The following is a 26,583-nucleotide window of genomic DNA, read 5'->3' on the forward strand; positions in this document are numbered from 1 at the left end:
AGCTTGTACAAAGCGCGCTAAATACCGCTTTGTAAATCAGAGCAATATCATCAGGTTTAAATAGTGTCGGTTCTAGGAAGCAGAACCATTTCAAAGGATATAGAACAATGCCAATTAGTACTCCTCAAGAAATTATTGAAGACATTCGCCTAGGAAAAATGGTTATCCTGATGGATGATGAAGATCGCGAGAATGAAGGCGATCTGATCATGGCAGCAGAACATGTGACGCCAGAAGCGATTAACTTCATGGCGATGTATGGCCGTGGCTTAATTTGTTTAACGCTGACCAAAGAGCGTTCAAGTCGCATGGGGCTAGCACCTATGGTTCAAGACAACAATGCACAATATACCACCAACTTTACGGTTTCGATTGAAGCGGCTGAGGGCGTAACGACGGGTATCTCTGCATCAGATCGCGCGGTGACGGTTCAAGCTGCGGTAGCCAAAGATGCCAAAGCGGCTGACTTGGTTCAACCTGGTCATATTTTCCCACTGACTGCACAAGAAGGCGGCGTTTTAACGCGCGCTGGCCACACTGAAGCAGGTTGTGATTTAGCTCGTCTAGCGGGCTGTGAACCAGCTTCGGTTATCGTTGAGATCCTAAACGACGACGGCACTATGGCTCGTCGCCCTGATCTTGAAGTGTTTGCAGACAAGCATGACATCAAGCTAGGTACCATTGCTGACTTGATCGAATACCGTAACAACACAGAAACAACGATTGAGCGCGTTGCCCAATGTCACTTACCAACAGAGTTTGGTGATTTCGAGCTGGTGACTTACCGCGATACGATTGATAACCAAATCCACTACGCAATGCAAAAAGGTGACTTGTCTGATGGCGCTCCTTTAGTGCGTGTTCATCTGCATGATACGTTTACCGATCTGCTTCATTCCGACCGTGGCACTGAGCGCAGCTGGTCGTTAGATAAAGCGATGAAGCGCATCGGTGACGAAGGCGGGGTGCTGGTTATTCTTGGTAATGAAGAGTCGTCTGATTCTTTGATTTACAAAGTGAAGACATTCGAAGCACAAGATAAGAACGAGCAGCCAACCATGGCGAAGAAGCAAGGTACTTCGCGCCGTGTTGGGGTAGGTTCTCAGATTCTTCAAGATTTAGGTGTGCACGATATGCGTCTGCTTTCTTCAAGCACTAAGCGTTATCACGCATTGGGTGGTTTTGGTCTTAATGTTGTTGAATACGTTTGTGAGTAGTCACTTACCTATCAGTTTGTAGCACATAAATTAATGATGATTCTGCTTGATCTTTTGGTAACGAATTAAGCCAAAAGAGTATAGTCGCCAAGCTCAATTTTTCGTGCGTTAAATGCAGATGCTTGGCGACTTGTTGTTCCTATACGGTTGGGAGCAACACTGCATTATCATCTTTACATCCCAGGTGTCCGTTCTTCTAAATTAGCATTAGATATTGCTCACAGTTTTGTGCTAGAATCCGGCGATTCTCACTTTATGAAAATAGTTAAAGGAAGGCTTATGAAAGTGATCGAGGGTGGCTTCCCAGCGCCAAATGCAAAAATTGCTATCGTTATTGCTCGTTTCAACAGTTTTATTAACGAAAGTTTACTTTCTGGTGCAATCGATACTTTAAAGCGTCACGGACAAGTAAGCGAAGACAACATTACTGTTGTTCGTTGCCCTGGTGCAGTTGAACTTCCACTGGTAGCGCAGCGCGTTGCAAAAACAGGTAAGTTCGATGCGATTGTATCTCTTGGTACAGTTATCCGTGGTGGTACACCTCACTTTGACTATGTTTGTAGTGAATGTAATAAAGGTTTGGCACAAGTGTCTCTGGAATATTCTCTTCCAGTTGCGTTTGGTGTTCTTACCGTTGATACGATCGATCAAGCTATTGAACGCGCAGGGACCAAGGCTGGTAATAAAGGTGCAGAAGCAGCACTTAGCGCACTTGAGATGATCAACGTTCTTTCTGAAATCGATTCCTAATGGGGGCCAGTGTGAAACCAGCCGCACGTCGTAATGCACGTCAATTTGCTCTACAAGCAATTTATTCATGGCAAATTACTAAAGAAAATATTGCTACCGTTGAAGAACAGTTCTTATCTGGTGGTAAGTATGATGAAGAAGAGCATCATGCTACAGAGCCTGCTCTAGCTATGCCTGAAACAGACGTTGCATACTTCCGCGACCTACTAACTGGTGTTGCTCTTAGCCACATGGAACTTGATAGCAAGCTTCGTCCATTCGTATCTCGCCCTATGCAAGATCTGGATTTGATGGAACTCGCGCTTCTACGTTTAGCTATGTACGAGATGACTCGTCGTGAAGATGTACCATACAAAGTGGTTATCAACGAAGCTATTGAACTTGCAAAAGTATTTGCAGCAGAAGACAGTCATAAGTTTATTAACGGTGTGCTTGATAAAGCTGCGCCGCACGTTCGTAAGAAATAATACGTTCGCTTATTGAATATAAAGGTCAGCTTTTATGCTGGCCTTTTTTGTTACTAAATTATTGTGAAATCTAAAGATAGGGCATGTGATGTCTGGCGAATTTAACCTTATTGAAAAATATTTTGTAAATCGACAACCACAACGTAAAGATGTACACCTGGCTGCGGGCGATGATTGTGCTTTGGTAAAAGCCCCAAGTAATGTTGAGATTGCGATCAGTACTGACACTTTAGTTGCAGGCACACACTTCTTAGCGGAAGCGAACCCAGCTTGGGTCGCACACAAGGCTTTGGCTTCGAATATTAGCGATCTTGCAGCTATGGGGGCGACCCCGTCTTGGGCTTCACTTGCTTTGACCATGCCTGAGGTGGATGAAGAGTGGCTTGCTCCATTTTGTGATTCCTTTTTTAAACTCGCAGACTACTTCGGTATTCAGTTAATTGGTGGTGACACAACGAAAGGGCCACTAAGCCTGACACTGACGGTGCAAGGTTTTGTGCCCGAAGGACGAGCGTTACGCAGAGATGGTGCGAAAATCGGAGACTGGATTTACGTCACGGGTAATTTAGGCGATAGCCAAGCTGGGTTAGACGTGTTACTTAACCCTGAAAAGAACAAAGCGAAGCCTTATGCGTTAGAGCTTGAAGAGAGACACTACCTGAGCACTCCACGCGTTTTGGCTGGTCAGGCATTAGTGAATCTTGCCTCGTCTGCCATTGACATATCAGACGGTGTTATCGCTGACATAAAACATATCCTTAAGCGTTCTCAGGTTGGCGCTAGCATTGATGTTAGTTCGCTACCAATATCTTCTGAATTACGTCAATTCGCCCCTGATATTGAATCTGCCCAGCAATATGCTCTTACCAGTGGTGAAGAGTACGAACTGTGCTTTACTGTGCCTGAAGAAAATAAAGGTTCGTTGGAAAGTGCTTTGTCGCACACTGGAACAAAAGTCACCTGCATTGGGCAGATAAGACCTGTAGAATATTTTGAATTACACAATAATGGTGAACCGCTAAGCTGGGACTTAACTGGTTACGATCACTTTAAGGTTAATTGATGACAAACCCACTATCTCTTATTTCTCTTAAAAACCCTTGGCATCTGTTAGCAACGGGTTTTGGCAGTGGCTTATCGCCTATTATTCCTGGAACGATGGGTACGCTCGCGTCTATTCCATTGTACCTATTGTTGGTTCAATTACCTTTCCCTGCTTATATAGTAGCTGTTGTTATGAGTTGCATTATTGGTATCAAGATCTGCCAAGTGACGTCTGATGATATGGGCGTGCACGATCACGGTTCTATCGTATGGGATGAGTTTGCGGGTTTTTGGATTACCATGAGCCTAGTGCCGATGTTGAATATCCCTACTGATGATTGGAAGTGGTTATTCACTGGCTTTGTGTTATTTCGCTTTTACGATATGGTAAAACCATGGCCAATTGGTTGGCTAGATCAGAGGATCCACGGCGGTTGGGGCATTATGATTGATGATATTGTGGCGGGTATTATGGCCGCTATCTCGCTGTATGCAGTTGCACATTTCGCTGGTTGGTTAGCTAATTAAAAATAGAAAATACCGAATAAGAACAAGGAATAACAATGTCTAAGAAAGTTTATTGTGTTGCTCAGTTTCAGCCAAAAGAAGGTAAATTGAACGAGTTGTTTGAAGTATTAAAGTCGCTAGAGCCAAACACTCTGCGTGAAGATGGTTGTATTCAATACACAGTGACTCGTCATATTCAGAGCCCATTTGCAGAAGGGGATAGCTTTCCTATCGCATTCAACGAGATTTGGGCGGATAACGAAGCGTTTGAAGCGCATTGCCAACGTCGCGAAATTCAACAGTTCTTCCAAGAGCAGTGTGTTGAAGAGACAGGCTTGGTTGAGAACTTTAATGTGGCTATCTACTCTGATGAGCCAGAGAACTACGACGCACCTGTGCTTAAGCCATGTTACTAGCGGAATAACAGCGAATAGTTAATGAGTTAGCAGATATAAAAAAAGGTTGACCTTAAGGTCAACCTTTTTTGTTTTGTAGCTTATATCATTTTCTTGTGAAAGCTATTTAGCAAGGTAATCAGAGATAGACTTCTCAATGCCTTTAGCATCTAAGCCAAGCTCTTCATGCAGTTCACCTTGTGTGCCTTGAGCAATAAACTTGTCTGGTAGGCCGAGATTCAATACAGGCATTAGCAGCTTCTCTTGCATTAAGAATTCAACCACCCCTGTGCCCGCACCACCTGCGATTGCGTTTTCTTCGATTGTTACAAGTATATCGTGGTCAGCTGCAAGTTGTTTGATAAGAGCTTCGTCTAGCGGCTTCACAAAACGCATATCTGTAACCGTCGCATCAATAGCGTCAGCGGCTTGAAGTGCACTCTCAAGGAAAGTACCGAAGCTTAGAATAGCGACTTTCGAACCATCTTTTGCTTTTGCACTTTCGCGAATGATACGACCTTTACCAATCTCAAGCGCAGTAAATTCACTTTGAATCTCAGTACCCATGCCATTACCACGAGGGTAACGAACGGCACTTGGACCTGTGTGCTGGTGGCCTGTGTATAGCATTTGGCGACACTCGTTTTCGTCGCTTGGCGCCATGATCACCATGTTTGGAATGCAGCGCATGAAGCTTAAGTCGAACGCACCTTGGTGTGTTTGACCATCGGCGCCAACAAGACCTGCACGGTCAATCGCAAACATCACCGGTAAATCCATGATAGCCACATCGTGGATCAGCTGATCGTAGCCACGTTGTAGGAACGTCGAGTAGATAGCCACAATTGGCTTATCGCCAGCAATCGCCATGCCGGTTGCTAGCGTCACTGCGTGCTGCTCAGCAATCGCAACATCGAAGTATTGCTCTGGGTACTCTTTAGAAAAACGTACCATGCCAGAACCTTCACGCATCGCTGGCGTGATCGCCATTAGCTTCGGATCCTGCGCGGCCATATCACACAGGAAGTCGCCAAAAATCTTAGAAAAAGTTGGTTTAGAGCTGGTGCTCTTAGGCAGACTTGAATGAGCAGGAGCGAACTTAGGTACGGCGTGATAACCAATTGGGTCTTTCTCTGCTGGTTCGTAGCCTTTGCCTTTCTTGGTCATGATATGCAGGAACTGAGGGCCTTTGAGATCTCTCATGTTCTTCAGCGTTTTAATTAGCTCATTCACATCATGACCATCAACTGGGCCAATGTAGTTAAAGCCTAACTCTTCAAACATGGTGCCAGGAACAACCATGCCTTTTAGGTGTTCTTCTGTACGACGAACGAGCTCTTTAATCGGCGGAACGCCAGATAGCACTTTCTTGCCGCCCTCACGAATAGACGTGTAAAGACTGCCAGAAAGAACTTGAGCTAGGTGGTTGTTTAGAGCCCCTACGTTTTCAGAGATCGACATCTCGTTATCATTAAGGATAACCAGTATGTCATTGTGAATATCGCCCGCGTGGTTCATCGCTTCGAATGCCATACCTGCGGTAATCGCGCCATCACCAATCACACTCACGACTTTACGATTCTTGCCTTCTTTCTTAGCACTGATTGCCATGCCGAGAGCAGCACTGATCGACGTTGAAGAGTGACCAACAGAAAGCGTGTCGTATTCGCTCTCTTGACGCCATGGGAATGGGTGCAGTCCATCTTTTTGACGAATAGTCGACAGACGGTTACGACGGCCAGTAAGGATTTTGTGCGGGTAGGCTTGGTGGCCAACATCCCAAACTAATTGGTCAAAAGGTGTGTTGTACACGTAGTGCAGAGCCACTGTTAGCTCTACCGTACCTAAGCCTGACGCTAAGTGACCACTTGACTGGCTCACTGAGTTAAGAAGATAGGTGCGTAATTCATCACAAAGCTGTGTTAGCGTCTCTTTTGGAAGAAGACGCAAATCCTCTGGCTTATCAGCCAAAGCAAGAGTTGGGTACTTTGATATATCAAGAGTCATAGGTAATGCGCGCTTATTGTCTTAGTTCTTGCGCTCGATGACGTATCGGGCGAACTCTTCGAGTAACTGGGTATTGTATGGGATTGCAGCCAAAGCTTGAAGCGCTTCCTGTAGCAGAGTGTGCGCTTTTTCTTGAGCACCCTCTAAACCTAACAAAGAAGGGTAGGTGCTTTTGTTTAAATTTTGGTCAGAACCCTGTGGCTTACCCAAAGTTTCGGTATCGCTAGTGATATCTAAGATATCGTCTTGAACTTGGAAGGCTAACCCGATGGCGTCGGCATACTTGTCTAATTGAGGCAGTACTTCAAACGCTTTCTCACCAGCAGAAAGTGCACCTAAACGAATTGCACTTTTCATCAGAGCCCCCGTTTTATTACGGTGAACTTCTTCCAGCTCTTCTAGTGTGACTGCGCGGTTTTCTGCTTCAATATCAAGTGCCTGACCAATGCACATACCTTGAGCACCAGAGGCTTCAGCTAGGCGTTGAATCATTCGAACGCGATTGCTTTCCCCGTCAGCACTTAATGTGCCTTCCGCAAGTATAGTAAACGCGAGAGTTTGTAGCGCATCGCCAGTTAAAATTGCTGTCGCTTCATCGTATTTGATATGGCAAGTCTGATGGCCGCGACGAAGGTCGTCATCGTCCATTGCTGGAAGATCGTCGTGAATCAGAGAATAGGCATGAATACATTCGATTGCAGAAGCTGGAGTATCGAGTTCTTCAGCGGTGCAGCCGAGCATCTCCCCTGTAATGTAGACAAGAAATGGACGTGCGCGTTTGCCGCCTAAAAGTAATCCATAACGCATCGCGTTGATAAGATTCTGATTTTGGTGAGGCAGGCGATCAAGCCAAAGGTTCAGTTGCTCGTTATTACGTGCTTGATAAGACAATAATAAAGTCTCGATCATAGGGGATCTCATACAATTCGTTATTCAGGTAGTGGGTGAAAGTCACTAAGTTCTGCATTTTCGTCATTTTGCAGTAGGATACTGACACGCTGTTCAGCATCGTTTAGTTTACTTTGACCAGCACGAGCGAGGGAGATACCTCGTTCGAATTTTTTCAGCGCATCATCTAAAGCTAGATCACCATTTTCTAGTTGATCAACCAAGCCATCAAGCTCTTCGATTGCCGCTTCAAAGCTCATATTTTCAGGTTTCTTAGTAGCCATAATAAATCTGCGTTTGGAAAGATGAACGAACGTTACCCTAGGCCGCAGATATGGTCAAATGTAACCAATAAATTTTGCTATAAAGTTCGTTTTTAAGAGGTTTGAACTTACTTTGGTTGAATAACCTTAGCTTTATCGAGTTTATGCGCTATGGATAAGAGTAAAGTAAGCCAATAGTTGTGATTCAAAAACGAAAAGTGTGATACTTAGGCCAAGAATTGACTAAAAGATCTTATAGTCTGGCCGATAAGAAGATTATCGTCGACGTAGAACTACAAAAAGCATGAGGAGTGCTCAGTGGATTTAGCAACCCTAATAGGTTTAATTGGTGGATTTGCCTTTGTAATCATGGCAATGATCCTAGGTGGTAGCCTCGGGATGTTCTATGACACGACATCCATTTTGATCGTGATTGGTGGTTCAACCTTTGTTGTTCTAATGAAGTTCACCATGGGGCAGTTCTTTGGTGCGGCTAAAATTGCTGGTAAAGCATTTATGTTTAAAGCCGATGAGCCTGAAGATCTGATCGCTAAAGTGGTAGAGATGGCTGATGCAGCACGTAAAGGTGGTTTCTTAGCGCTTGAAGAGATGGAAATTAGCAACAGCTTCATGCAAAAGGGCATCGATTTGTTGGTGGATGGCCACGATGGTGATGTGGTTCGTGCTGCACTACAAAAAGATATATCGTTAACCACAGAGCGTCACGAGCAAGGCGCGAAAGTATTCTCTGCTTTTGGTGATGTTGCGCCTGCAATGGGGATGATTGGAACCCTGGTTGGTCTGGTAGCGATGCTTTCGAACATGGATGATCCAAAAGCGATCGGGCCTGCGATGGCGGTGGCACTTTTAACCACGCTTTATGGTGCAATCCTATCGAATATGGTGTTCTTTCCAATTGCAGATAAACTTGCGCTGCGTCGCGACCAAGAAACACTGAACCGTCGTTTGGTTATGGATGGTGTATTAGCGATTCAAGATGGTCAGAACCCACGAGTGATCGATGGTTACCTGAAGAGCTACCTAAATGAAGGTAAACGTACTATTGATGGTGAACCGGCGTAAGAGGAATTGAAGATGGATGAAGAGAATCCATGTAAATGTCCTCCTCCGGGGTTACCTCAATGGATGGGGACATTTGCTGACTTGATGTCACTGCTAATGTGTTTCTTTGTACTGCTACTTTCGTTTTCAGAAATGGATGTATTGAAGTTCAAGCAAATTGCAGGATCGATGAAGTTTGCGTTTGGTGTACAAAATCGTTTGGAAGTGAAAGATATCCCGAAAGGGACCAGCATCATTGCCCAAGAGTTTCGTCCTGGTCGCCCAGAGCCGACACCGATTGATGTGATCATGCAACAGACCATTGATATTACGCAGCAGACGCTAGAGTTTCATGAAGGTGAATCTGATCGAGCGGGCGGTACAATGCGTGACCAAGGCAAGATGACGGGAGGGAAGTCACCAGAAGTTTCCACTCATGACAATCAAAACTCGGAATCGGACCAGCAACAACAGCAAGCTGAAGCCCAATCGCAAGAGATGGAAACCTTGATGGAGAGTATCAAGAAGGCGCTAGAACGGGAAATCGATCAAGGTGCGATTGAGGTGGAAAATCTCGGCCAACAGATCGTGATTCGTATTCGTGAAAAAGGCGCATTCCCATCAGGTTCTGCATTTTTGCAGCCGAAGTTTAGACCTTTAGTCAGACAAGTTGCAGAGTTAGTGAAAGATGTTCCGGGTATCGTTCGAATCTCAGGCCATACTGATAATCAACGGCTTGATTCCGACCTTTATCGCTCTAATTGGGACTTATCATCACAACGAGCAGTCTCTGTCGCTCAAGAGATGGAAAAAGTTCGCGGTTTCTCTCATCAACGTTTGAGAGTGCGTGGTATGGCTGATACCGAACCCGTAGAGCCCAATGATACAGAATGGCAACGCAGCCTAAACCGCCGTGTAGAGATCAGTATCATGCAGGGTGAACCACTTTACAGTGAAGAAGTCCCCGTTATTTCTGAGTAGTATCAAGTGATTGAGTGAACCAGAAAGCCCAACTTTATGATGAAGTTGGGCTTTTCTTTCTATTCATTTAGTTTCTTTGTGTTATTGGCTTGTCATCGACTGATTGCGGGTTGGTGCATCTATCAAACTATTGATGGCAAACAGAGGCGCTATTTTTAATAAGGAGCGTATTTATTAATGGTGCCAAAGCCAAGCACTCTTTTCCTTGTTTCACTTTCTCATGTATAATTCGCGCCCTTAGATTTAGATATGATCTACTCTTGCTTAAAGTGCTGTGTAAATTGTCTAATTTACTTGGCGAAGAGCCTTTTAAAAATTTTGAACATTAATGTTGTGAAAGTACTATGAAATTTATTGTTAAGCCCCATCCGGAAATTTTTGTAAAAAGTGAATCGGTGCGTAAGCGCTTCACAAGGATTCTAGAGTGCAACATTCGTAACGTAATTCAGCGTCGTTGTGAAGGAGTTGCGGTATTTAACCGTCGCGACCACATCGAAGTAACATCAGAAAGTGATAAGTACTACTCAGAAGTGTTAGAGGCATTGACTCACACGCCGGGTATTCATCATTCTCTAGAAGTACAACAGTCAGAATTTAAAGACTTACACGATATTTATGAGCAAGTACTAGAACGCAGCCGTGCTGACATTGAAGGCAAGACTTTCTCTGTGCGTGCTAAGCGTCGTGGTAAGCATGATTTTACGTCTATCGAGCTAGAGCGCTACGTAGGCGGTGGCTTAAACCAAGCGGTTGAGTCAGCGAAAGTTCGACTTAAGAACCCTGATGTGACCGTTAAGGTTGAAGTGTCTAACGACAAACTTAACCAAGTACTCGCTCGTCATAAAGGCCTTGGTGGTTTCCCTCTTGGTACTCAAGAAGATCTACTCAGCTTGATCTCTGGAGGCTTCGACTCTGGTGTCTCTAGCTACCTTCATATCAAACGTGGTTCTAAGGTTCACTACTGTTTCTTTAATCTTGGTGGCCCTGCGCACGAGATTGGCGTTAAACAAGTGGCTCACTACCTATGGAACAAATACGGTTCATCGGCAAAAGTGAAGTTCATCTCCGTCGATTTCGAACCAGTTGTTGCTGAGATCCTTGAGAATGTAGAAGACGGCCAAATGGGCGTTGTTCTTAAGCGTATGTTCATGCGTGCTGGTGGTATGGTTGCAGAGCGTTTTGGTATTGAAGCGCTAGTCACAGGTGAAGCACTTGGTCAGGTTTCTAGCCAAACGTTAACCAATCTTCGTCACATCGATAACGTGACAGATACGTTGATCCTTCGTCCGCTTATTAACTGGGACAAAGAAGACATCATCGATCTTTCTCGTATTATTGGTACTGAAGACTTCGCGAAAGTAATGCCAGAGTACTGTGGTGTTATCTCTAAGAAGCCAACCGTGAAAGCGAAGAAAGGCAAGCTTGAAGCAGAAGAAGCCAAGTTTAACTTTGAAGTGCTGGATCAAGTGATTGAGAACGCTCGTGTTATGGATATCCGTGACATTGAGAAAGAGAGCCAAGAGCAAGCGCCTGAAGTGGAACAAGTTGAAGCCGTAGCTGAGCACGCTATCGTTCTTGATATCCGTAGCCCAGACGAAGAAGACGAAAGCCCATTAGAGATTGAGGGTGTTGAAGTTAAGCACATCCCGTTCTTCAAGCTGTCGACTCAGTTTGGCGACCTTGACCAAGCGAAAGAGTACTTGCTGTATTGTGACCGTGGTGTAATGAGCCGTCTACAGGCACTTTACCTACAAGAGCAAGGCTTCCATAACGTTAAGGTTTACCGCCCTTAGTGTGGTGTTAACCGAATAGTTAAATATTTGCAAAGCCGCTTACTGAAAAGTAAGCGGCTTTTTTGTTTTCTATGATGAATGATTTACAGTCATCAGAAACAGGAGTGAGTGTGGTGTGTTGTATTCTGAAGTGATCGGTTTAGCTGGTTTCTGAGTGGCTGAAAAGTGTGAGTATCTTGATCTATTCTGTTACTTTTTAATGCAACTCAATGTTTCTATTTGTATGTGTTCAGTTGATTATTTGAGTGGATGTCTGATTCTGTGATTAACGATGAAAAATAATAAAGATTAATTAGCACAGCTATTGATAAACTTGTTGGTGTTTTTCTTTTCACATAAAAAAACACCGCCATAAAGGCGGCGTAAACAAATTTGACAGACAGGTCAAAATAAATACAGGAAGTACATGCTTCGTTTCAGTATAGAACTGCAACAAAGCATTTGGTAGAACTCTACCCAACTCGAAAAGAACGAGTTTGCAAACACAACATCGCAGGAGCTAAACCAATTGATTCTGGAGAGAATCAAGCCGTTCAGGCTAGCTTCTGCGGGATGAAATATAGAATTTCTCTGGCCGCTAGGCAATGGACAAATTATAATGTTTCAGATAAAAAAAACTAATGCTTATTTAGAGAGTAACTATGTCTCGTCGATTACCCCCATTAAACTCATTGAGAGTGTTTGAAGCCGCAGCTAGGCACTTGAGTTTTACGCGTGCTGCAGAAGAGTTGTTTGTTACCCAAGCTGCGGTAAGCCACCAGATCAAAGCACTTGAAGAGTTCTTATCTTTGAAGCTTTTTCGTCGAAGAAACCGTTCTTTGTTGCTGACTGAAGAAGGTCAAAGTTACTTCTTAGACATCAAAGATATTTTTACATCATTAGCAGAAGCGACGGATAAAGTGCTTGAGCGAAGTGAAAAGGGCGCTCTCACTATCAGCTTACCACCAAGCTTTGCTATTCAGTGGTTAGTGCCAAGGCTTGCCGATTTTAATCAGCAAGAACCTGATATTGATGTACGAATCAAAGCCGTGGATATGGATGAAGGCTCACTGACCGATGATGTCGATGTCGCAATTTACTATGGCCGAGGTAATTGGCCTGGGCTAAGAGCCGATAAGCTCTATCAAGAATATCTGATTCCTCTTTGTTCTCCTTCAGTGTTACTTGGCACAAAACCATTAGAGTCCTTAAGTGACTTAGCATGTCATACGCTACTGCACGATACCTCTCGAAAGGATTGGAAACAGTTCGCTAAGCAAAATAGTATTGAAGGTGTCAACGTTAATCACGGTCCGATCTTCAGTCACTCAACCATGGTGCTACAAGCGGCAGCCCATGGCCAAGGGATTGCACTGGGCAATAACGTTTTAGCACAACCTGAAATTGAGGCTGGTCGCTTGATCGCGCCATTTGACGAAGTCTTGGTTAGTAAGAATGCTTTCTATGTGGTGTGCCATGAGAAACAAGCCGACATGGGACGCATCGCCACCTTTCGCGACTGGATGCTGGCTAAAGCACAAAGTGAACAAGAGGACTTGCTGGATGAATAACGTCATTATTGATGGTGAAAATAACCCTATTACCTTTATCTTCGCCCATGGTGCGGGTGCAGGTATGGACCATGAGTTCATGCAGTCGGTGGCAAAAGGGTTAGCCTTTAAAGGGATACGAGTTATCCGTTTTAATTTCCCTTACATGATTAAACGTGCTGAAGATGGCAAGCGTCGTCCACCTGACAGAGCCCCTAAGCTGCTTGAAGCCTACCAAGAGATTATCGAGCAATGTGATGCTGATAGGCTTGTGATTGGTGGTAAGTCGATGGGAGGGCGTATGGCGAGCCATTTGTCTGAATTGGATAAAGTGGCTGCGATGGCGTGTTTGGGTTTCCCTTTCCATCCGCCGGGTAAGCCTGAGAAATATAAGGGCGATCACTTGGCTGAGTTAGCAAAGCCGTGTTTCATCTTACAAGGTGAGCGCGATACCTTTGGTAAGCGTGAAGAATTTGCTGACTTCAACCTATCTGATTCAATTCGAGTCGAATTTATTCCCGATGGCGACCACAGCTTCAAGCCGCGTAAAAGCTCTGGTTACACAGAACAGCAGAACATTGCCTTAACCGTTGAGAAGCTCTCTTCATTTATTAAAGAGGTGCTAAATGAGAAGTAAGTATTTACTCACTATCGCGGGTGTTTCGGGGGCGATTGCCGTGATGCTTGGTGCTTTCGCCGCGCACGGTTTGAAAGCTATCTTGCCTGGGTATCTTTTGGGTGTGTTTGAGACCGGTGTTCAATACCAATTTATCCATACGCTCGCGATATTGGCTTGTGGTGCGTTACTACAGATGAAACTTGGCGCTAAATCACAAAAATATTTTTTCATTGCGGCAATTTGCTTTATCATCGGCATCCTTTGTTTTAGTGGCAGCCTTTATGGGTTAGCGCTGACAGGAATAAAATGGTTTGGCCCTATAACTCCTTTTGGTGGTCTACTATTTATCATTGGTTGGGGAGTCTTCTCCTTCGCTGCTTTGAATATAAAAGAGGTAACTCAGTGAAACACGTACTACTTTATTGTCGCTCTGGTTTTGAAAAAGAATGTGCTGGCGAAATTCAAGACAAGGCAACACAACTGGAAGTGTTTGGTTTTCCTCGCTTAAAGAGCAATACAGGCTTTGTATTGTTTGAATGTTACCAAGCAGGTGAAGCTGATAAGCTGATCAAAGAGATCGATTTTCAAACGCTGATCTTTGCTCGCCAAATGCTGGCAGTGGCTGTAGAAATTAAAGACCTGCCAATCAATGATCGTATATCTCCAATTCTTGAGGCGCTTTCTGAACAAGAAGGTTTCCCACGATGTGGTGATATCCGTATCGAAACACCAGATACTAACGAAGCTAAAGAGCTTTTGAAGTTTTGCCGTAAGTTCACTGTGCCTATGCGTCAAGCAATGCGTGGTAAAGGCTTGATGACTGCGAAAGATAACGCTAAGAAGCCAGTGCTTCACTTGTGTTTTATCGCACCAGGCCATTGCTTTGTTGGTTACTCTTACCCAACCAATAACTCACAGTTCTTCATGGGCATTCCTCGTTTGAAATTCCCATCAGATGCCCCAAGCCGTTCTACATTGAAGCTAGAAGAAGCCTTCCACGTATTCATCCCTCGTGATGAGTGGGACGAACGTCTAGCTCCGGGGATGTGGGGTGTGGATTTAGGTGCGTGTCCAGGTGGTTGGACTTACCAATTGGTTAAGCGTTCGATGTTCGTTCACTGTGTTGATAATGGCATGATGGCAGATAGCTTAATGCAAACGGGTCAGGTTAAGCACCACATGGTGGATGGTTTTAAGTTCGAACCTGACCGTAAGAACGTAACGTGGATTATTTGTGACATGGTTGAGAAGCCAGCTCGTGTTGCTCACTTAATGGGTGAATGGATCATCAAAGGTTGGGCGAAAGAAGCACTGTTCAATCTTAAACTGCCGATGAAAGGCCGTTACGATGAAGTACTGCAGGATATCGAGAACCTAAAAGTGTTCCTTATTGAGAACAAAGTGAAGTTCAAGATGCAAGCTAAGCATCTTTACCATGATCGCGAAGAGATTACGGTGCATATTCAATCACTTTCAAATATCTCACCGTACTAATATTTACGTTAGTGTGTCAATGATAAATAAAATGCTCCTTTAAGGGGCATTTTTTATATCTGAAGTTTGTTTATGAGCTTGATTATCGCTTCGTACGGATAGTTTAGAAAGGTTGGTCTATGTGCGTTTTTTAGTCATATTTAATTGTAAATATGACTAATTCAACTTGGTTGATAGTCGTCGAATTGTCGACTAGTAGTGTCGATATGAGACAAAAAAGCCGTAAGCTATCGATACTTACGGCTACCTAGTTCAGCGATGAAACGAAGAAGGGTTTATTTAAAATTCAGCAGTAAATTACAGCAAGAACATCCTAATCAAATTGTATTTTATTATAAGTAAGTAAATGTAAGTAAAGAATGTAAATGATAACTATTACTATTAACATTGTTATTAGTGTTGTGTACCATTCGTGCACTCTTACTTAAATCTATAAAATATAAGTCGCATTATGAAACTTAAAGCATTATCAGTGGCCGTTACGGTTGCCTTAACCTCATTTACAGCATTTGCTGCCGACGAACCAGAAACCGTAGTAGTTATCGGTTCTGCCCTTGACCAATTGATTCAGACTGAAATCAACTCTGACACACTGGAAAAGAAGCAAGCATCAGACATCAAAGATGTTTTGAATACTATGCCTAGCGTTACGGTTGACGGGAACGCACGTTACTCTCGCAAAGTATTTGTACGTGGTATGGAAGACAAATTTGCCGTAGTGACTATTGATGGTGCGCGACAAGAAGGTCAGCTTTTCCACCACTCTGGTGACCAAGCGATTGATCCTGCAATGCTAAAAAGAGCTGAAATTGAATTAGGTGGTAACTCTGCACTGTCAGGTTCTGGTGCTATCAATGGTTCATTTAGCTACGAAACGAAAGACCCAAGCGATCTTCTTAAGCCGGGTGAAAGCGTTGGTGCTCGAGTAAAAACAAGCTATCAAACAGCTTATGAGCGTTTTGCAACCAACGTTGCTGTGTATGCAAAAGTGAACGACAAGCTACAGTTCATGGGTATTGCAAACTATTCAGAAGATGGCGATCTGCACATTCCTGATCAAGAAGCGGTAACCTCTAAGCAGGGTGAGCTTAAGTCGGGTATGGCTAAAGTTGTTTTCATTCCTAATGATGCCAATGAATTTAAACTGACTTTCAACCGATACAGTGATGGTGGTACGCGTCAGCTTTCTGGCGAAAAGGCGGGTGCTCTGTATGCTGACGATAAACACGACTATCATTCGCTTAATCGCGATACAGTGACGCTACAGCACGAATACGATGCAGGTAGTGATCTAGTTCATCTGAAAAGTAATGTTTACTACAACCGTCAATACATGGATCGTGATGCTCTTGAAGGTACCGCTTGGGGCAAAACACCGGCAGGTAAATGGTTCAAAGATGGCAAAATGTCTTACCCTAAGCGTGAATACAATGTGACAACCATTGGTGCTGACATTCGTAACGTTTCTTGGGTTGGTGAGCATGAGCTTACTTATGGTCTTGAGGGCTACAAAGCCAAGCAATGGATTGATGCTGGTGAAGGCGTATATCTAAGCGGTACTAAGCAAGGCCAAACTGAGAAGTACAGCATGGATGGTGGTACGGTGACGGCTTACGGTCTGTATCTACAAGATATGTACGAATTCAGTGATTTCCGTCTGACAACAGGTCTTCGTTACGACGTTCATAAACTGGGTGGCGTGTATAAGGGCGAGTTTGATCAGCTATCTCCAAAGTTCAAAGGTGAATACCAAACAACGGAAAACCTAAAACTTCGTGTGGGTTACGGTCGTCTGTTTAAAGGCGCGTCACTACCAGAAACGCTAACGATGGAAGCACCAAGCAAAGTTAAGCAGTCTGATACTAAGGCGATGACGGGTAATAACTACGAAGCGGGCTTTGATTACGAGCTAACACGTTTGCTTGCGGCTGATTACGCGATTCTAGGTTTCACGGCTTATACCTACGACCTTGATAACCAAATGCACCCAACTAAGAACAACGCAACATTATCGAATAAGTATGATGTTGAAGTTTGGGGTGTAGAGACTGTATTGAGCTATCAGTTAGATGCTTTAAGTGTTTACGCTAACCACTCTTACTCAGATGGTGAGCAAAAAAGCCTGAAAAACGGCAAGACAAGCCACATGAATAAAACCGGTATTCATAACTTTAAGGCCGGTTTTAACTACAGCCTAAACAATGAATTTGTGTTTGGTTGGGATTCACGCTTTGTTCCGGGGAACGATTACGAGAACGAAAAAGGCAAAGAGATCGAACGCTCAGGCTTCGCAACGCATAACATTTGGGCGGCTTACACACCGACGTTTGCTAAAGACCTAGAGATGAACCTTGGTATCGATAACCTGCTTGATAAGAAGTACGCTGAGCATACTGGTTTTGGTATCTCTTGGGGTTCAGAAAAGTACACCAGCTATGAAGCGGGTCGTAACTTTAAAGCTTCTATCGCTTATAGCTTCTAATCTGCTCTTAGCTGAAAGTTATTCTAGAAATAGAGAGTTATCAGTATAAGTGCAATGTTTCGTCTTAAAATGAAACAACAAAAAAGCCTTAGTTCAGACTAAGGCTTTCTGCTTTCTAATGATTGAGTTTCTAATTTTTTGATTTATAAGCGATCTGTTTCTAACGGTTAGCTTTTAATGACTGAATTTGTAACGTCGGATTAAGACACAGCTTCGTAGCGAATATCTTGCAGATTAAAACCTAAATCGATGTCTGTTTTGAGTGCAGAAACGAGCTTACATACGCGAGCCGACTCGATATGCTCATCGAATTTTTTACGATATTTCTTTGGTAGTTCTTCAGATTGGAATGCCGTTTCGATATCCGGGTAGGTGGTCAATATCTCTTTGGCTGCTTTTGGCCCAATACCTGGGATCCCCGGAACTTGACTTGAGCTTACTCCTGCTAATCCCCAATAATCAGCGAGTTGTTCAGGGTTGACACCAAATTCAGCTTCAATGAAGGGTTTGTCCAACCAGCGGTGTTGGAAGTAATCACGGATCTGTAGTGTTGGTGATAATAGTTGGCAATAGCCCTTATCCGTAGAGATTATAGTGACCTTTTCTCCATGAGCAGCCACTTTCTTGGCGAGGGTTGCCACCAAATCATCCGCCTCATCTCCATCGGATAGCAGAGAGTCAATGCCTAGTTCCCACCATGCTTGCTGGATCGCATCAAGGCCTTCCATCAATGGTTCTGGCATCGGCTTACGGTTTTGCTTGTAAGTAGGCAGAATTTCAGCACGCCAGCCTCGATCTTGCTCATGATGATCAAATACTGCGATGATATGAGTTGGCTGCGACTCATTTAAAATTCGATTTAAAGTTTGCGTGGTTGTGGTGATGGTTCTTGCTATATCGGCTGGGTCCGGCTGAACTGAGTGCACGCGTCGGATGAGGTTTAAAGCATCGATAATAACAAGATGGATAGACATAAGTTTCCAATAAATAAGGGGTTGCTAGCCCCTTATAGTACCGTATCACTTCGTGAGTTGAAACGTTAGCGACGTAAACGTCATGACTTGTTCATTTGTCTGTGGTGAATGGCTTGCTATCGGATATTTGGCGCAATTTTATAACAAGGAACGTAGTCCGTGTCGCCCGGTAATTTCATCCTATGTTGTTCCACAAAGTCATTCAGCAGCAGATCCATTTTGGTCATCAGTTCTTTATCGCCATCAATGAGGAATGGACCGTATTTTTCTATCTCTCGAATACTTTCGGCTTTGACATTACCAGCCACAATTCCTGAGAACGCTTTACGTAAATTAGCCGCAAGGCTTTCTTTTCTTTGGTCCATGTGAAGGTCGAGTGCCGCCATAGATTCATGAGTAGGAGCGAATGGCAGTTGGAACTCTGGTTCAATATGCAGTGACCAGTTGTAGCTGTATGCATCGCCGGTCTCTTTACGGTGTGAACGTACGTTCGACATGGCTTGTTTCATGATCTTAGCGGCGCGCGCTGGGTCATCAATCACAATTTCGTAGTGTTTCTGTGCTTCTTCCCCTAAGGTTTCACTGATGAACTTATCAATCGAACGGAAGTAAGCTTCGCTCTCTTTCGAGCCAGTCAAAACAATAGGCATAGGTTGATCGGCATTATTTGGGTGCATCATGATCCCTAAGATGTACAACAGCTCTTCGGCAGTACCAGGGCCACCAGGGAAAATAATGATACCATGTGCCATACGAACGAAGGCTTCGAGACGTTTCTCTATGTCTGGCATGATCACCAGTTCGTTTACTATGGGATTTGGTGGCTCGGCTGCAATGATTGAAGGTTCGGTAAGCCCTAAATAACGATGGTTAGTATAACGCTGCTTAGCGTGGCCAATTGCAGCGCCTTTCATTGGGCCTTCCATAGCGCCCGGTCCACAACCAGTACAAATGTTCAGTTCTCGTAAACCTAATTCATTGCCGACTTCGCGAGTGTATTGATATTCAGTCGCGTTAATCGAGTGACCACCCCAACAAACAATGAGGTTCGGTTCAATTCCTTGAGTTAGAGCTCCCGCGTTTCTCAAAATACTAAATACAAGGTTAGTGATGTGGGTGGCATTGGTTAGGTTGAGTCGCTGGTTGTCGGCCAAATGCATATTGACGTAAACAATGTCACGCAGCACTGAAAACAGGTGTTCTTGGATACCCTTGATGATTGCGCCATCGACGAAGGCATTCTCGGGTGGGTTGCTCAATTCGAGTTTAATGCCACGCTCTCGACGCAGTACTTCAACGTCAAACGATTGATATTTGTCGAGCAACTCCTTGGCGTTGTCGGTGTGGCTACCTGAGTTGAGTACGGCTAATGTACAGTTACGATACAGTTGGTACAGATCGCTAGATGCAGTTTTCTTAAGGCGCTCAACTTCAAGTTGAGAAAGTAAGTCCATGCTACCAGTAGGGCTAATATGAGTAATCATAATGCCTCCTTGCTGAAAAGAGCTGAGGCGACTTTGAAGTGACCCTCTAGCTCGAGAGTGAGAAGCAAACGTTGAAAGTGTTTGGTTAAAGGTGAGAGAGTTAACCAGACGAAACGGATACGACAGCGTTGCTTAATGGATTATATAAACTTGCTTAAGAGCGTATATACAGCATTGCTTGCCAAGAATGTTTGTTAAGCGAATGTAATCATTAGCTTAGCAAACATTGAGGAAATTAGTATGTGATAAGTATTTGAAAAAATGAAATAAATTAAATTTGGAGCTGGATTAGTACCGAACAAGTTGGTTTGTACCGCGTTGTTTTGCTTTATTTAACGTTTTATTTAGTCTCTCTAATACTTCTTCTGGTGTATCTGACTCTTTAAATTGAGTACTTGCAGCACACAAAGTAATAGTGATCTGCTGGTCTCGGAATTTAAATGGTAGGCGGCTAACTTGAGTTTGGATATTTTGAATCAATTGATGGCAGTATTCATCGGTTTGCTCTGGTAGCAATAAGATAAACTCTTCACCAGAAAAACGAGCTACGGTATCGGTAGTCCCCGTTTCTTTGGTGATGGTTCTTGCGATGACCTTGAGTGCTTTGTCACCAGCCGTATAGCCAAAACTATCGTTAATGGCTTTGAAGTTATCGATGTCCAGTAGTACCACTTGTAGTGCATGTTGCGCGCGAATCCAACGGCGATATTCAAGCTCTAAGCGATCGGTAAAGGCCGTTCGATTGTAGACTTTAGTCAGAGGGTCAAGCAGCATTCGCTGAGCCTGATCTTCCAAACGTTTTCGGTAATCCTGAGTCACCTCATAGAGAGAGTCTAACTGAGTTTTTCCGTAACTCATTCTCTCTATCAGAGCTTGTTCTTTCTGCTCTGCGTGATTAAGCCTTTCTGAAAGGGAGGCGACTTCACGAAGCAAAGGGTTTATCGACTGCTTTAAATTATCAATGTCCGTAGCTTTATCAACAGAATTCAGGCTCTTAGTTACAAGATGGTTTAACTCAGAATTTAGACCTTGGCGGTGTTCAAAGTAGCTTTGGCTTTGATCTGCATTTTGGTCTGCTGTTTTGATACTGGAAGCGAGTGATGTGTTGAGTTGCTCGATAAATTGCTCAGATTTTTTTCGTTCTAAGTTGGTGCCTTCGATAACCTGTTTGAGGATCTGAAGTGTTAGTTCAAGTAGGTTTTGTACTGAAACACCAAGCAGCAACTTCGCTCGAATATCGGTAAGCAGATCGCCTGATTCACCTTCGAAGTCGAGTTCAGTAATCAGATGTTGTAACTCTGTCGATAAATCGGAAAGTAATTCTTGCTCGGGCGTTTGTGTAGCTTCGGCAAAATGAGTCGGTGAGTTATTTGCCATAATCTTTATGGCACGTTCATAAATGCTGAGGAGTTTCATGGCATGATCGACTTTCTGGCTGCCATTGCATTCAGAGAAACTCAGTAAGTTACGTAGGTCGCGTTTTAGCTGAGCGGGAAGTCCAGTTATACGTTGTAACGTCTCACCACTGTGCTTAATACTATCGTCTAGATACCCGTTCTGTTTATCCATAGCCAACGTTTTCTGCTTAAGCATCCTCTCTAAGACTGCCAACTTTGGGATCATTGAGCTAATGTCTTTTTGATTTTCTAACTCTTCTCTAAGAGCAATGAGGTTTTCATCTAGATGACTGTTACTACCAACACACGCCTTACTCAAAGATGTGACAATACGCTTTAGAACTTTCTGCTCTCTCATAAACTTGAACGAGGTGTCTCTTTGCGTCAAACGAACTTGCTCTAACTGAAACTTCAGTTGGTGGAGTTGCGCCTGAATGTCTTTTTCAAGAATGCCCATAGATGTATTAATTAGCGCCGCGTAGATCGATCATGATCATGTAGTGAAGTTCCATTGCAGTAATAATAACAAAACTAAAAATAAGGTCACGACTTACCAGTATTAACCGCTCGCAAATCAGTCATCTTTTAGCATTTTTTTGATGTTGTCCTCATTCTGGTACGACGATTGTATTTTAATTAACCCTTGATTTATCGCATGTTTACACGCTTCTCTTATGTTACCAGTTGCAAGGCTAGCTGCGGGAGCATTATCGATAGCTTTTAGGTATACCCATTGGCTACTGCGCTCTTTTAAGCTGATTTCACGTGCTAGGTTAGTCGACATTAATAATACATCTAGCAGTTCTTGGTCATTTATTGCGGTATAAGCGCGTGGTAAGAACGGGTAGTCAGCGATGCCCATACGGACAATTCGATTGATGTTACGCTCTGGCTCAAAGTTATTAACCCAAGATTGAATCTTGATGAATATTGCTTCTGGTGATAAATCACGGTCTGAGTTTGGTTCAATATAAAGCAGGTTTGAATCAGAAAAGTGGTAGACGCGAGCCGGACCTTCAAGCTTCGATTTAAGGAACTCACCGAAAGCATTTTCTAGTTCTAGGCCTGCTTTATAACCATTCTGTGTGTACATGTTCCGTAGGAAAGGTAAATCAATCATCACGAAGCGTAAACGATCGTTCAGTGGTTCATAAATCAATTCACCCAGTTGCCACTGTTCGAAGGTATGACTGGTTTGTTCTAAGGCGTTAGACAGTTTCGCATTGAGCATTCTTAAATTTGGAAGCTTCGAGCGTGAGTGCGTAAAGAGGTCTGTACGAAGTGAGTCCACTTCCTTGGCTAAGGTTTGGATAAGATAACCTCTACGAAGCACAAAGAAGAACAGAATAATACTGAACAAGAAGAGGGCAAACGATATTTTCTGGAACTTACGATGCTCCAATTTGAATTTATCTAGCTCCTGCTCTTGGCCTGCATAGTGAAGGGTTTGTTCTGCAAACTCTTTCTGTTGGCGGAATGCATCTTCACCAACACGGTTGAGTTGTTGCTGCTCTAAAGAGACAAGACTATTATATTGCTTGAGGTTTGCTAAGGCTTGTTGAGGGTGGCCTGCTTGCTCATAACCTAAAGAGAGTAAGTAGTATGAGCGTTGTGACAAGTGCATGTTCTCTACTTGGCGCGAGATCTCAAGTGCACGCGTTGCATGTTTGATCACATCTTCGCTCTCTTGTAGGTGGTAAGCCAATCCAGCCGAGAGTAGGGCAGCGCGACCTTCCAGGTTTGGAATGTCGGTGTATTCTAACAGTTCAAGGGCACGGGTTAGGTACTGCTCTGCAAGAGGGTAGTTATAAAGACGTAAGTAGGTTGCCGATAAACTTAGACGAATCTCAATGACTTGGTAGATATCTCGCTCGGTACTCTCGTGATCAAGAACATTAAAAAAATGCACGAGAGCCAGGTTATATTTACCTTGCAAGAAGTATACATCTCCCATTTGATTAAGCACTTGTGCCAACACCGGTGAGTTTTCAAAGTTGTCATAGAAGTCAGCGGCTTGAGAAAGGTGTTCTAATGCCTTGTCTAGCACTTGGCGTTCAAAGAAAAGTTGTGCAAGTAGGCGGTTTACTTTGGCCAAGCGTGCGCTTAGGTTTCCTTCTATTGATTTCCAGTAGCCATACAGCAATTCTGATAGTGCGTGGTTATATTCCTTGTGAGTTAGATAAAACTCTCCGACTGCGATGTGATAGTCGATGGTAACCTTTTCAGAATAGCGCTGATCTAGATTGGCTTTTGCTTCTTGGTAGAACTTCTCAGCTTCGTCGATTTTGTTGTCGTACGAGGCGATATCGGCTTTCAACATGATCAAACGATAGGTGATGCCTTCTGCTAAGAGTAACGTTTTATTTTCCGACTCTAGGTTCGCTTCGATGCTAGTAAGTTCAGCTTTTGCTTTGGCTGATTCTCTATCACTGAGCCAGAGTAACTTAACTTTTAAGATTTGAAGATCCAGTTTGAGGTACTCAAGTTTATAGGTTTTTGCGAGCCCAGACGCCTTGTCTATATGCTGAATCGCAGTACGACTGTTACCAAGGTTGTACTCTGCTTTTGCTAAGATCTTATAGGCATCGATACTGCTATTTGGTGTTCTAATCGAAGAATCTGTTTCTTCACCAGAAATCGCCGAAGGGCTTTTTTCGCGTTGATCTGAAAGGACACGCAGTGTTAGGTAGCTGTTAGCCATTTTTTTTGCTTGGTTTGGCTCGATCTCGACCAAGTTATTGGCTTCATTGAGCAGCGCTGACGAATAAATCGATGCATTAACCGATGTACTTAAGCTTAAAATAAATAGACTAACAACGTATAACCAACGCATTTCAATGTCCCTTTAATAATTAGTTAGGTTCAAGTAAGTGTGGGTGGTTCACGCCTGATTATTGGCGTGCCATACGTTTATTGTGACTTGGTCTATCTTGCTCAGTTGAACGATATGGGTTGATATCTAGGCCGCCACGACGTGTGTAACGTGCAAACACAGTTAGCTTCGAGGGTTCGCAGTGTTTCATAATATCAGTAAATATACGCTCAACACATTGTTCGTGGAATTCGTTGTGCTCACGGAAAGAAACTAAATAGCGTAGCAGTGCTTCACGATTAATTTGCTTACCTGAATACTCGATCTCAACGCTACCCCAATCGGGCTGATTGGTGATTAAACAGTTCGACTTCAATAGGTGGCTGTGCAGTGTTTCTTCAACGCCTTGTTCGCCAGCAGCGCCTTCAAGCAATGAGGCGTCAAAATCATAGCTGGTGATCTTGATGTCTTGGTTGTCGATACAGTCACCTTTCATCGTTACGATAGGCTGGTTAGTGTAGTCGGTGACCGAGTTTACATTCACAGTCACCGTCTCGCCTGCACATGCTGACAAATCTTGAGTTAGACGCTCTGTCACTTGATTCCAGTTTTCGAATTGAGTCTGGTTATAGCTGTTTAGATACAGCTTGAAAGATTTTGATTCAATTAAATTTGGACTCGTTGCTGGGATGAAAACTTCACCTACGGCCACTTGTGGTAGGCCATTGCTGTTTAACCACGAAAGTTCGTACATCGTCCAAATATCATGACCAACAAAAGGCAACTCACCGTTTAGCGCAAGATCATCACGATTTAGGCTGCGAGGTACTGGTTGCAATAAACTTGCATCGTATTGGTTAGCGTACTCAGTTTTTTCACCTAGGGTTAAACCCGTTAGCTCTTTTGCGTCAGAATATTTGCTCATACTTTCGTTTCAAATTCGATTAGAATGGGGACGATTTTACTGAATCCCCATTACCCTGTCATTATGTCATCGCTTAATCGGCACGGAAAGGGTTCGGATTCTATTTATTATTTTGTGTTTAGGAGATTTTCATGACTCAACGTGCTCAAGACGCACTACTTTCTTTTAGTCAGCGATACGTTGACGCGTGGCAACAGCAACACCAAAGTTTACCTCGCAATGAGGAACTGGTGGACGTGGTATCGCCATGTGTAGAAGAAAAGAGCGGCGACGCCGTGTTGTGGAAGCACTATCCACGTGATCAGTTCGCTGATTTCACCAACGTTGAAACCGGCATTGAATTGACGTTACATGAAGACATCAAAACTTTCTACGGTTCGCAATACAGTGCGGATATGAATGCGACCTTTGACGGTAATGAGCTGACTTTATTACAGATTTGGAGTGATGAAGACTTCGAATGCCTACAAGAAAACATCTTAGGTCACCTAGTGACTCAACGTCGCTTAAAGCTAAAGCCTACGGTTTTCATCGCAGCAACCGACGCTGAACTGGATGTTATCTCTATCTGCAACCTAACGGGCAACGTGATTCTAGAGCGCTTAGGCACCAAAAATCGTGATGTATTAGCCGAGACATTGGCAGCGTTTTTAGCAAAGTTACAACCAGCGGTATAAATAGATGTACGTACTAGAACTTCAATTTGAGTGTTTTGATAACACAACGGTAAGCGCTGTCGACAAGGCTGTTAATGGCTTAATGGATGCACTTCGTTACAACGGTCAAGTGTTGGGTCGTGAGTTTCCTATCGTGATGGGTGATGGCGAATTTTATGTTCGCGTTGTCTGCCCAGAACAAGATAGTTTACACCCACGTAACCATTCAGACTTCGTAAAAGTCTGTTTTGAGCGCTTGTCTAACGCGAGCTTGCTTGCGCCTAAAATGCGCTTGCTTGGTCGAGACCTTAACTCTGAAGAAGTGGCTGAAGACGAAGCGCCTAGCTGGCAGGTGCTTTACACGACGTTCGTTCATACCTGTTCACCGTTGCGTAGTGGCGATAGCTTGCTACCAATCCCTTTGTATCGTAATCCACCTACATTCAATGGCGACCATAAAGCGGTATTGAAATGGCAGACAGAATGGCAAGCCTGTGATGAAGTTCAAATGGGCGGTGGTTGCCGCGCGGAACATGCAACGCTAACCGAGATCAGTGACACGAAGAGTGTGCTGTTTAAACGCGGTTGGGGTCTAAGAGGGCGCATTGAATATCTGACTAAGGTTCCAACCTACTACTACTTATACCGTGTCGGTGGGATCAGCCTGAAAGGTGAAAAAGAGCGCAAATGCCCGCAATGTGGTGGTGAATGGTTGCTAGATGCGCCGATCCACGATGTTTTCTATTTCAAGTGTGATGATTGCCGGTTGGTGTCAAACATCTCTTGGGATCACCTGAAGTAATCGACTTTGTTTCGCTTAAACCTGAGATGCTTTAC

Annotated in this window: 24 protein-coding genes; 16 read left to right on the forward strand and 8 right to left on the reverse strand. The window is 43.8% G+C overall.

The window, feature by feature from the left end:
• The first annotated feature begins 107 nt into the window (after positions 1–107).
• The 6 genes from ribBA to WR49_RS08250 all read left to right on the forward strand — a co-directional run bounded on the left by ribBA (position 108) and on the right by WR49_RS08250 (position 4,401).
• Entirely contained in the window at positions 108–1,217 is a 1,110-nt protein-coding gene (ribBA, locus tag WR49_RS08225; RefSeq protein ID WP_017056252.1) for a bifunctional 3,4-dihydroxy-2-butanone-4-phosphate synthase/GTP cyclohydrolase II, read from the forward strand.
• A gap of 279 nt (positions 1,218–1,496) precedes the next feature.
• Positions 1,497–1,967 carry a 6,7-dimethyl-8-ribityllumazine synthase gene (gene ribH, locus WR49_RS08230; RefSeq protein WP_004741508.1) on the forward strand — a complete coding sequence of 157 codons (471 nt, stop codon included), beginning with the start codon at positions 1,497–1,499 and terminating at the stop codon, positions 1,965–1,967.
• The gene (gene nusB / locus WR49_RS08235) at positions 1,967–2,434 is read left to right on the forward strand and encodes a transcription antitermination factor NusB (RefSeq protein ID WP_017056253.1); all 468 of its coding nucleotides are present in this window, start codon (positions 1,967–1,969) and stop codon (positions 2,432–2,434) included. The genes ribH and nusB overlap by 1 nt, the downstream gene beginning before the upstream one ends.
• Positions 2,435–2,522: 88 nt before the next feature.
• A complete protein-coding gene (gene thiL / locus WR49_RS08240; RefSeq protein ID WP_046223681.1) occupies positions 2,523–3,497 on the forward strand; it encodes a thiamine-phosphate kinase in 975 nt (324 codons plus the stop codon).
• Positions 3,497–4,006 carry a phosphatidylglycerophosphatase A gene (gene pgpA, locus WR49_RS08245; RefSeq protein WP_017056255.1) on the forward strand — a complete coding sequence of 170 codons (510 nt, stop codon included), beginning with the start codon at positions 3,497–3,499 and terminating at the stop codon, positions 4,004–4,006. Before thiL ends, pgpA begins: the two co-directional genes overlap by 1 nt.
• 35 nt (positions 4,007–4,041) lie before the next feature.
• Positions 4,042–4,401, forward strand: coding sequence for a putative quinol monooxygenase (locus WR49_RS08250; RefSeq protein WP_046223682.1), 360 nt, complete (start codon positions 4,042–4,044; stop codon positions 4,399–4,401).
• 102 nt (positions 4,402–4,503) lie between these two features.
• Here WR49_RS08250 and dxs read toward each other — a convergent pair whose 3' ends face one another.
• The 3 genes from dxs to xseB are packed head-to-tail and all read right to left on the reverse strand — an operon-like array spanning position 4,504 to position 7,559.
• Positions 4,504–6,387, reverse strand: coding sequence for a 1-deoxy-D-xylulose-5-phosphate synthase (gene dxs, locus WR49_RS08255; RefSeq protein WP_046223683.1), 1,884 nt, complete (start codon positions 6,385–6,387; stop codon positions 4,504–4,506).
• Between the two features lie 21 nt (positions 6,388–6,408).
• Complete coding sequence (gene ispA, locus WR49_RS08260; RefSeq protein ID WP_046223684.1) at positions 6,409–7,296, reverse strand: (2E,6E)-farnesyl diphosphate synthase; 888 nt, start codon at positions 7,294–7,296, stop codon at positions 6,409–6,411.
• A gap of 20 nt (positions 7,297–7,316) precedes the next feature.
• Positions 7,317–7,559 (reverse strand): exodeoxyribonuclease VII small subunit, encoded by a 243-nt coding sequence (xseB, locus tag WR49_RS08265; protein ID WP_029626968.1) that lies wholly within the window; start codon positions 7,557–7,559, stop codon positions 7,317–7,319.
• Between the two features lie 297 nt (positions 7,560–7,856).
• Here xseB and pomA point away from each other — a divergent pair, with 297 nt between their 5' ends.
• The 8 genes from pomA (at position 7,857) to WR49_RS08305 (ending at position 17,498) form a co-directional block, all read left to right on the forward strand.
• Positions 7,857–8,621 (forward strand): flagellar motor protein PomA, encoded by a 765-nt coding sequence (gene pomA / locus WR49_RS08270; protein ID WP_017056260.1) that lies wholly within the window; start codon positions 7,857–7,859, stop codon positions 8,619–8,621.
• A gap of 12 nt (positions 8,622–8,633) precedes the next feature.
• A complete protein-coding gene (locus tag WR49_RS08275; protein WP_017056261.1) occupies positions 8,634–9,581 on the forward strand; it encodes a flagellar motor protein MotB in 948 nt (315 codons plus the stop codon).
• Positions 9,582–9,925: 344 nt separating this feature from the next.
• Positions 9,926–11,374 carry a tRNA uracil 4-sulfurtransferase ThiI gene (gene thiI / locus WR49_RS08280; RefSeq protein ID WP_017056262.1) on the forward strand — a complete coding sequence of 483 codons (1,449 nt, stop codon included), beginning with the start codon at positions 9,926–9,928 and terminating at the stop codon, positions 11,372–11,374.
• A gap of 641 nt (positions 11,375–12,015) precedes the next feature.
• On the forward strand, positions 12,016–12,924 hold the full coding sequence (locus WR49_RS08285; RefSeq protein ID WP_017056263.1) for a transcriptional regulator GcvA: 909 nt from the start codon (positions 12,016–12,018) through the stop codon (positions 12,922–12,924).
• The gene (locus WR49_RS08290; RefSeq protein WP_046223685.1) at positions 12,917–13,540 is read left to right on the forward strand and encodes an alpha/beta fold hydrolase; all 624 of its coding nucleotides are present in this window, start codon (positions 12,917–12,919) and stop codon (positions 13,538–13,540) included. The genes WR49_RS08285 and WR49_RS08290 overlap by 8 nt, the downstream gene beginning before the upstream one ends.
• On the forward strand, positions 13,530–13,928 hold the full coding sequence (locus tag WR49_RS08295; RefSeq protein WP_046223686.1) for a DUF423 domain-containing protein: 399 nt from the start codon (positions 13,530–13,532) through the stop codon (positions 13,926–13,928). Before WR49_RS08290 ends, WR49_RS08295 begins: the two co-directional genes overlap by 11 nt.
• Positions 13,925–15,016 (forward strand): 23S rRNA (cytidine(2498)-2'-O)-methyltransferase RlmM, encoded by a 1,092-nt coding sequence (gene rlmM, locus WR49_RS08300; RefSeq protein WP_046223687.1) that lies wholly within the window; start codon positions 13,925–13,927, stop codon positions 15,014–15,016. The genes WR49_RS08295 and rlmM overlap by 4 nt, the downstream gene beginning before the upstream one ends.
• Before the next feature lie 451 nt (positions 15,017–15,467).
• Complete coding sequence (locus WR49_RS08305; RefSeq protein ID WP_046223688.1) at positions 15,468–17,498, forward strand: TonB-dependent receptor plug domain-containing protein; 2,031 nt, start codon at positions 15,468–15,470, stop codon at positions 17,496–17,498.
• 200 nt (positions 17,499–17,698) lie between these two features.
• Here WR49_RS08305 and xni read toward each other — a convergent pair whose 3' ends face one another.
• From xni to queF, 5 genes are all read right to left on the reverse strand, one after another.
• Positions 17,699–18,472 carry a flap endonuclease Xni gene (gene xni / locus WR49_RS08310; protein ID WP_046223689.1) on the reverse strand — a complete coding sequence of 258 codons (774 nt, stop codon included), beginning with the start codon at positions 18,470–18,472 and terminating at the stop codon, positions 17,699–17,701.
• A 116-nt stretch (positions 18,473–18,588) separates the two neighbouring features.
• Positions 18,589–19,956, reverse strand: coding sequence for a nucleotide 5'-monophosphate nucleosidase PpnN (gene ppnN, locus WR49_RS08315; protein WP_046223690.1), 1,368 nt, complete (start codon positions 19,954–19,956; stop codon positions 18,589–18,591).
• A 288-nt stretch (positions 19,957–20,244) separates the two neighbouring features.
• Entirely contained in the window at positions 20,245–21,810 is a 1,566-nt protein-coding gene (locus tag WR49_RS08320) for a GGDEF domain-containing protein (RefSeq protein WP_046223691.1), read from the reverse strand.
• A gap of 117 nt (positions 21,811–21,927) precedes the next feature.
• Positions 21,928–24,186: a tetratricopeptide repeat protein gene (locus tag WR49_RS08325; RefSeq protein ID WP_046223692.1), complete on the reverse strand. Its 2,259-nt coding sequence runs from the start codon at positions 24,184–24,186 to the stop codon at positions 21,928–21,930.
• A gap of 58 nt (positions 24,187–24,244) precedes the next feature.
• On the reverse strand, positions 24,245–25,090 hold the full coding sequence (gene queF / locus WR49_RS08330; protein WP_017056271.1) for an NADPH-dependent 7-cyano-7-deazaguanine reductase QueF: 846 nt from the start codon (positions 25,088–25,090) through the stop codon (positions 24,245–24,247).
• A 131-nt stretch (positions 25,091–25,221) separates the two neighbouring features.
• On the opposite strand from queF, the gene syd reads away from it, so the two are divergent.
• Together syd and WR49_RS08340 are read left to right on the forward strand one after the other, a co-directional pair.
• Positions 25,222–25,767: a SecY-interacting protein gene (syd, locus tag WR49_RS08335; protein ID WP_017056272.1), complete on the forward strand. Its 546-nt coding sequence runs from the start codon at positions 25,222–25,224 to the stop codon at positions 25,765–25,767.
• A 4-nt stretch (positions 25,768–25,771) separates the two neighbouring features.
• The gene (locus WR49_RS08340) at positions 25,772–26,548 is read left to right on the forward strand and encodes a Zn-ribbon-containing protein (RefSeq protein WP_046223693.1); all 777 of its coding nucleotides are present in this window, start codon (positions 25,772–25,774) and stop codon (positions 26,546–26,548) included.
• Positions 26,549–26,583: the final 35 nt, after the last annotated feature.

It is taken from the genome of Vibrio sp. ECSMB14106 (assembly GCF_000972265.1).
Classification (GTDB): domain Bacteria; phylum Pseudomonadota; class Gammaproteobacteria; order Enterobacterales; family Vibrionaceae; genus Vibrio; species Vibrio kanaloae.

What these genes read in the sequence shown, in the direction of transcription:
- ribBA (WP_017056252.1), top strand. Translation starts at nt 108, where the DNA reads ATGCCAATTAGTACTCCTCAAGAAATTATTGAAGACATTCGCCTAGGA.
- ribH (WP_004741508.1), top strand. Translation starts at nt 1,497, where the DNA reads ATGAAAGTGATCGAGGGTGGCTTCCCAGCGCCAAATGCAAAAATTGCT.
- nusB (WP_017056253.1), top strand. Translation starts at nt 1,967, where the DNA reads ATGGGGGCCAGTGTGAAACCAGCCGCACGTCGTAATGCACGTCAATTT.
- thiL (WP_046223681.1), top strand. Translation starts at nt 2,523, where the DNA reads ATGTCTGGCGAATTTAACCTTATTGAAAAATATTTTGTAAATCGACAA.
- pgpA (WP_017056255.1), top strand. Translation starts at nt 3,497, where the DNA reads ATGACAAACCCACTATCTCTTATTTCTCTTAAAAACCCTTGGCATCTG.
- WR49_RS08250 (WP_046223682.1), top strand. Translation starts at nt 4,042, where the DNA reads ATGTCTAAGAAAGTTTATTGTGTTGCTCAGTTTCAGCCAAAAGAAGGT.
- dxs (WP_046223683.1), bottom strand. Translation starts at nt 6,387, where the DNA reads ATGACTCTTGATATATCAAAGTACCCAACTCTTGCTTTGGCTGATAAG.
- ispA (WP_046223684.1), bottom strand. Translation starts at nt 7,296, where the DNA reads ATGATCGAGACTTTATTATTGTCTTATCAAGCACGTAATAACGAGCAA.
- xseB (WP_029626968.1), bottom strand. Translation starts at nt 7,559, where the DNA reads ATGGCTACTAAGAAACCTGAAAATATGAGCTTTGAAGCGGCAATCGAA.
- WR49_RS08275 (WP_017056261.1), top strand. Translation starts at nt 8,634, where the DNA reads ATGGATGAAGAGAATCCATGTAAATGTCCTCCTCCGGGGTTACCTCAA.
- thiI (WP_017056262.1), top strand. Translation starts at nt 9,926, where the DNA reads ATGAAATTTATTGTTAAGCCCCATCCGGAAATTTTTGTAAAAAGTGAA.
- WR49_RS08285 (WP_017056263.1), top strand. Translation starts at nt 12,016, where the DNA reads ATGTCTCGTCGATTACCCCCATTAAACTCATTGAGAGTGTTTGAAGCC.
- WR49_RS08290 (WP_046223685.1), top strand. Translation starts at nt 12,917, where the DNA reads ATGAATAACGTCATTATTGATGGTGAAAATAACCCTATTACCTTTATC.
- WR49_RS08295 (WP_046223686.1), top strand. Translation starts at nt 13,530, where the DNA reads ATGAGAAGTAAGTATTTACTCACTATCGCGGGTGTTTCGGGGGCGATT.
- WR49_RS08305 (WP_046223688.1), top strand. Translation starts at nt 15,468, where the DNA reads ATGAAACTTAAAGCATTATCAGTGGCCGTTACGGTTGCCTTAACCTCA.
- xni (WP_046223689.1), bottom strand. Translation starts at nt 18,472, where the DNA reads ATGTCTATCCATCTTGTTATTATCGATGCTTTAAACCTCATCCGACGC.
- ppnN (WP_046223690.1), bottom strand. Translation starts at nt 19,956, where the DNA reads ATGATTACTCATATTAGCCCTACTGGTAGCATGGACTTACTTTCTCAA.
- WR49_RS08320 (WP_046223691.1), bottom strand. Translation starts at nt 21,810, where the DNA reads ATGGGCATTCTTGAAAAAGACATTCAGGCGCAACTCCACCAACTGAAG.
- WR49_RS08325 (WP_046223692.1), bottom strand. Translation starts at nt 24,186, where the DNA reads ATGCGTTGGTTATACGTTGTTAGTCTATTTATTTTAAGCTTAAGTACA.
- queF (WP_017056271.1), bottom strand. Translation starts at nt 25,090, where the DNA reads ATGAGCAAATATTCTGACGCAAAAGAGCTAACGGGTTTAACCCTAGGT.
- syd (WP_017056272.1), top strand. Translation starts at nt 25,222, where the DNA reads ATGACTCAACGTGCTCAAGACGCACTACTTTCTTTTAGTCAGCGATAC.
- WR49_RS08340 (WP_046223693.1), top strand. Translation starts at nt 25,772, where the DNA reads ATGTACGTACTAGAACTTCAATTTGAGTGTTTTGATAACACAACGGTA.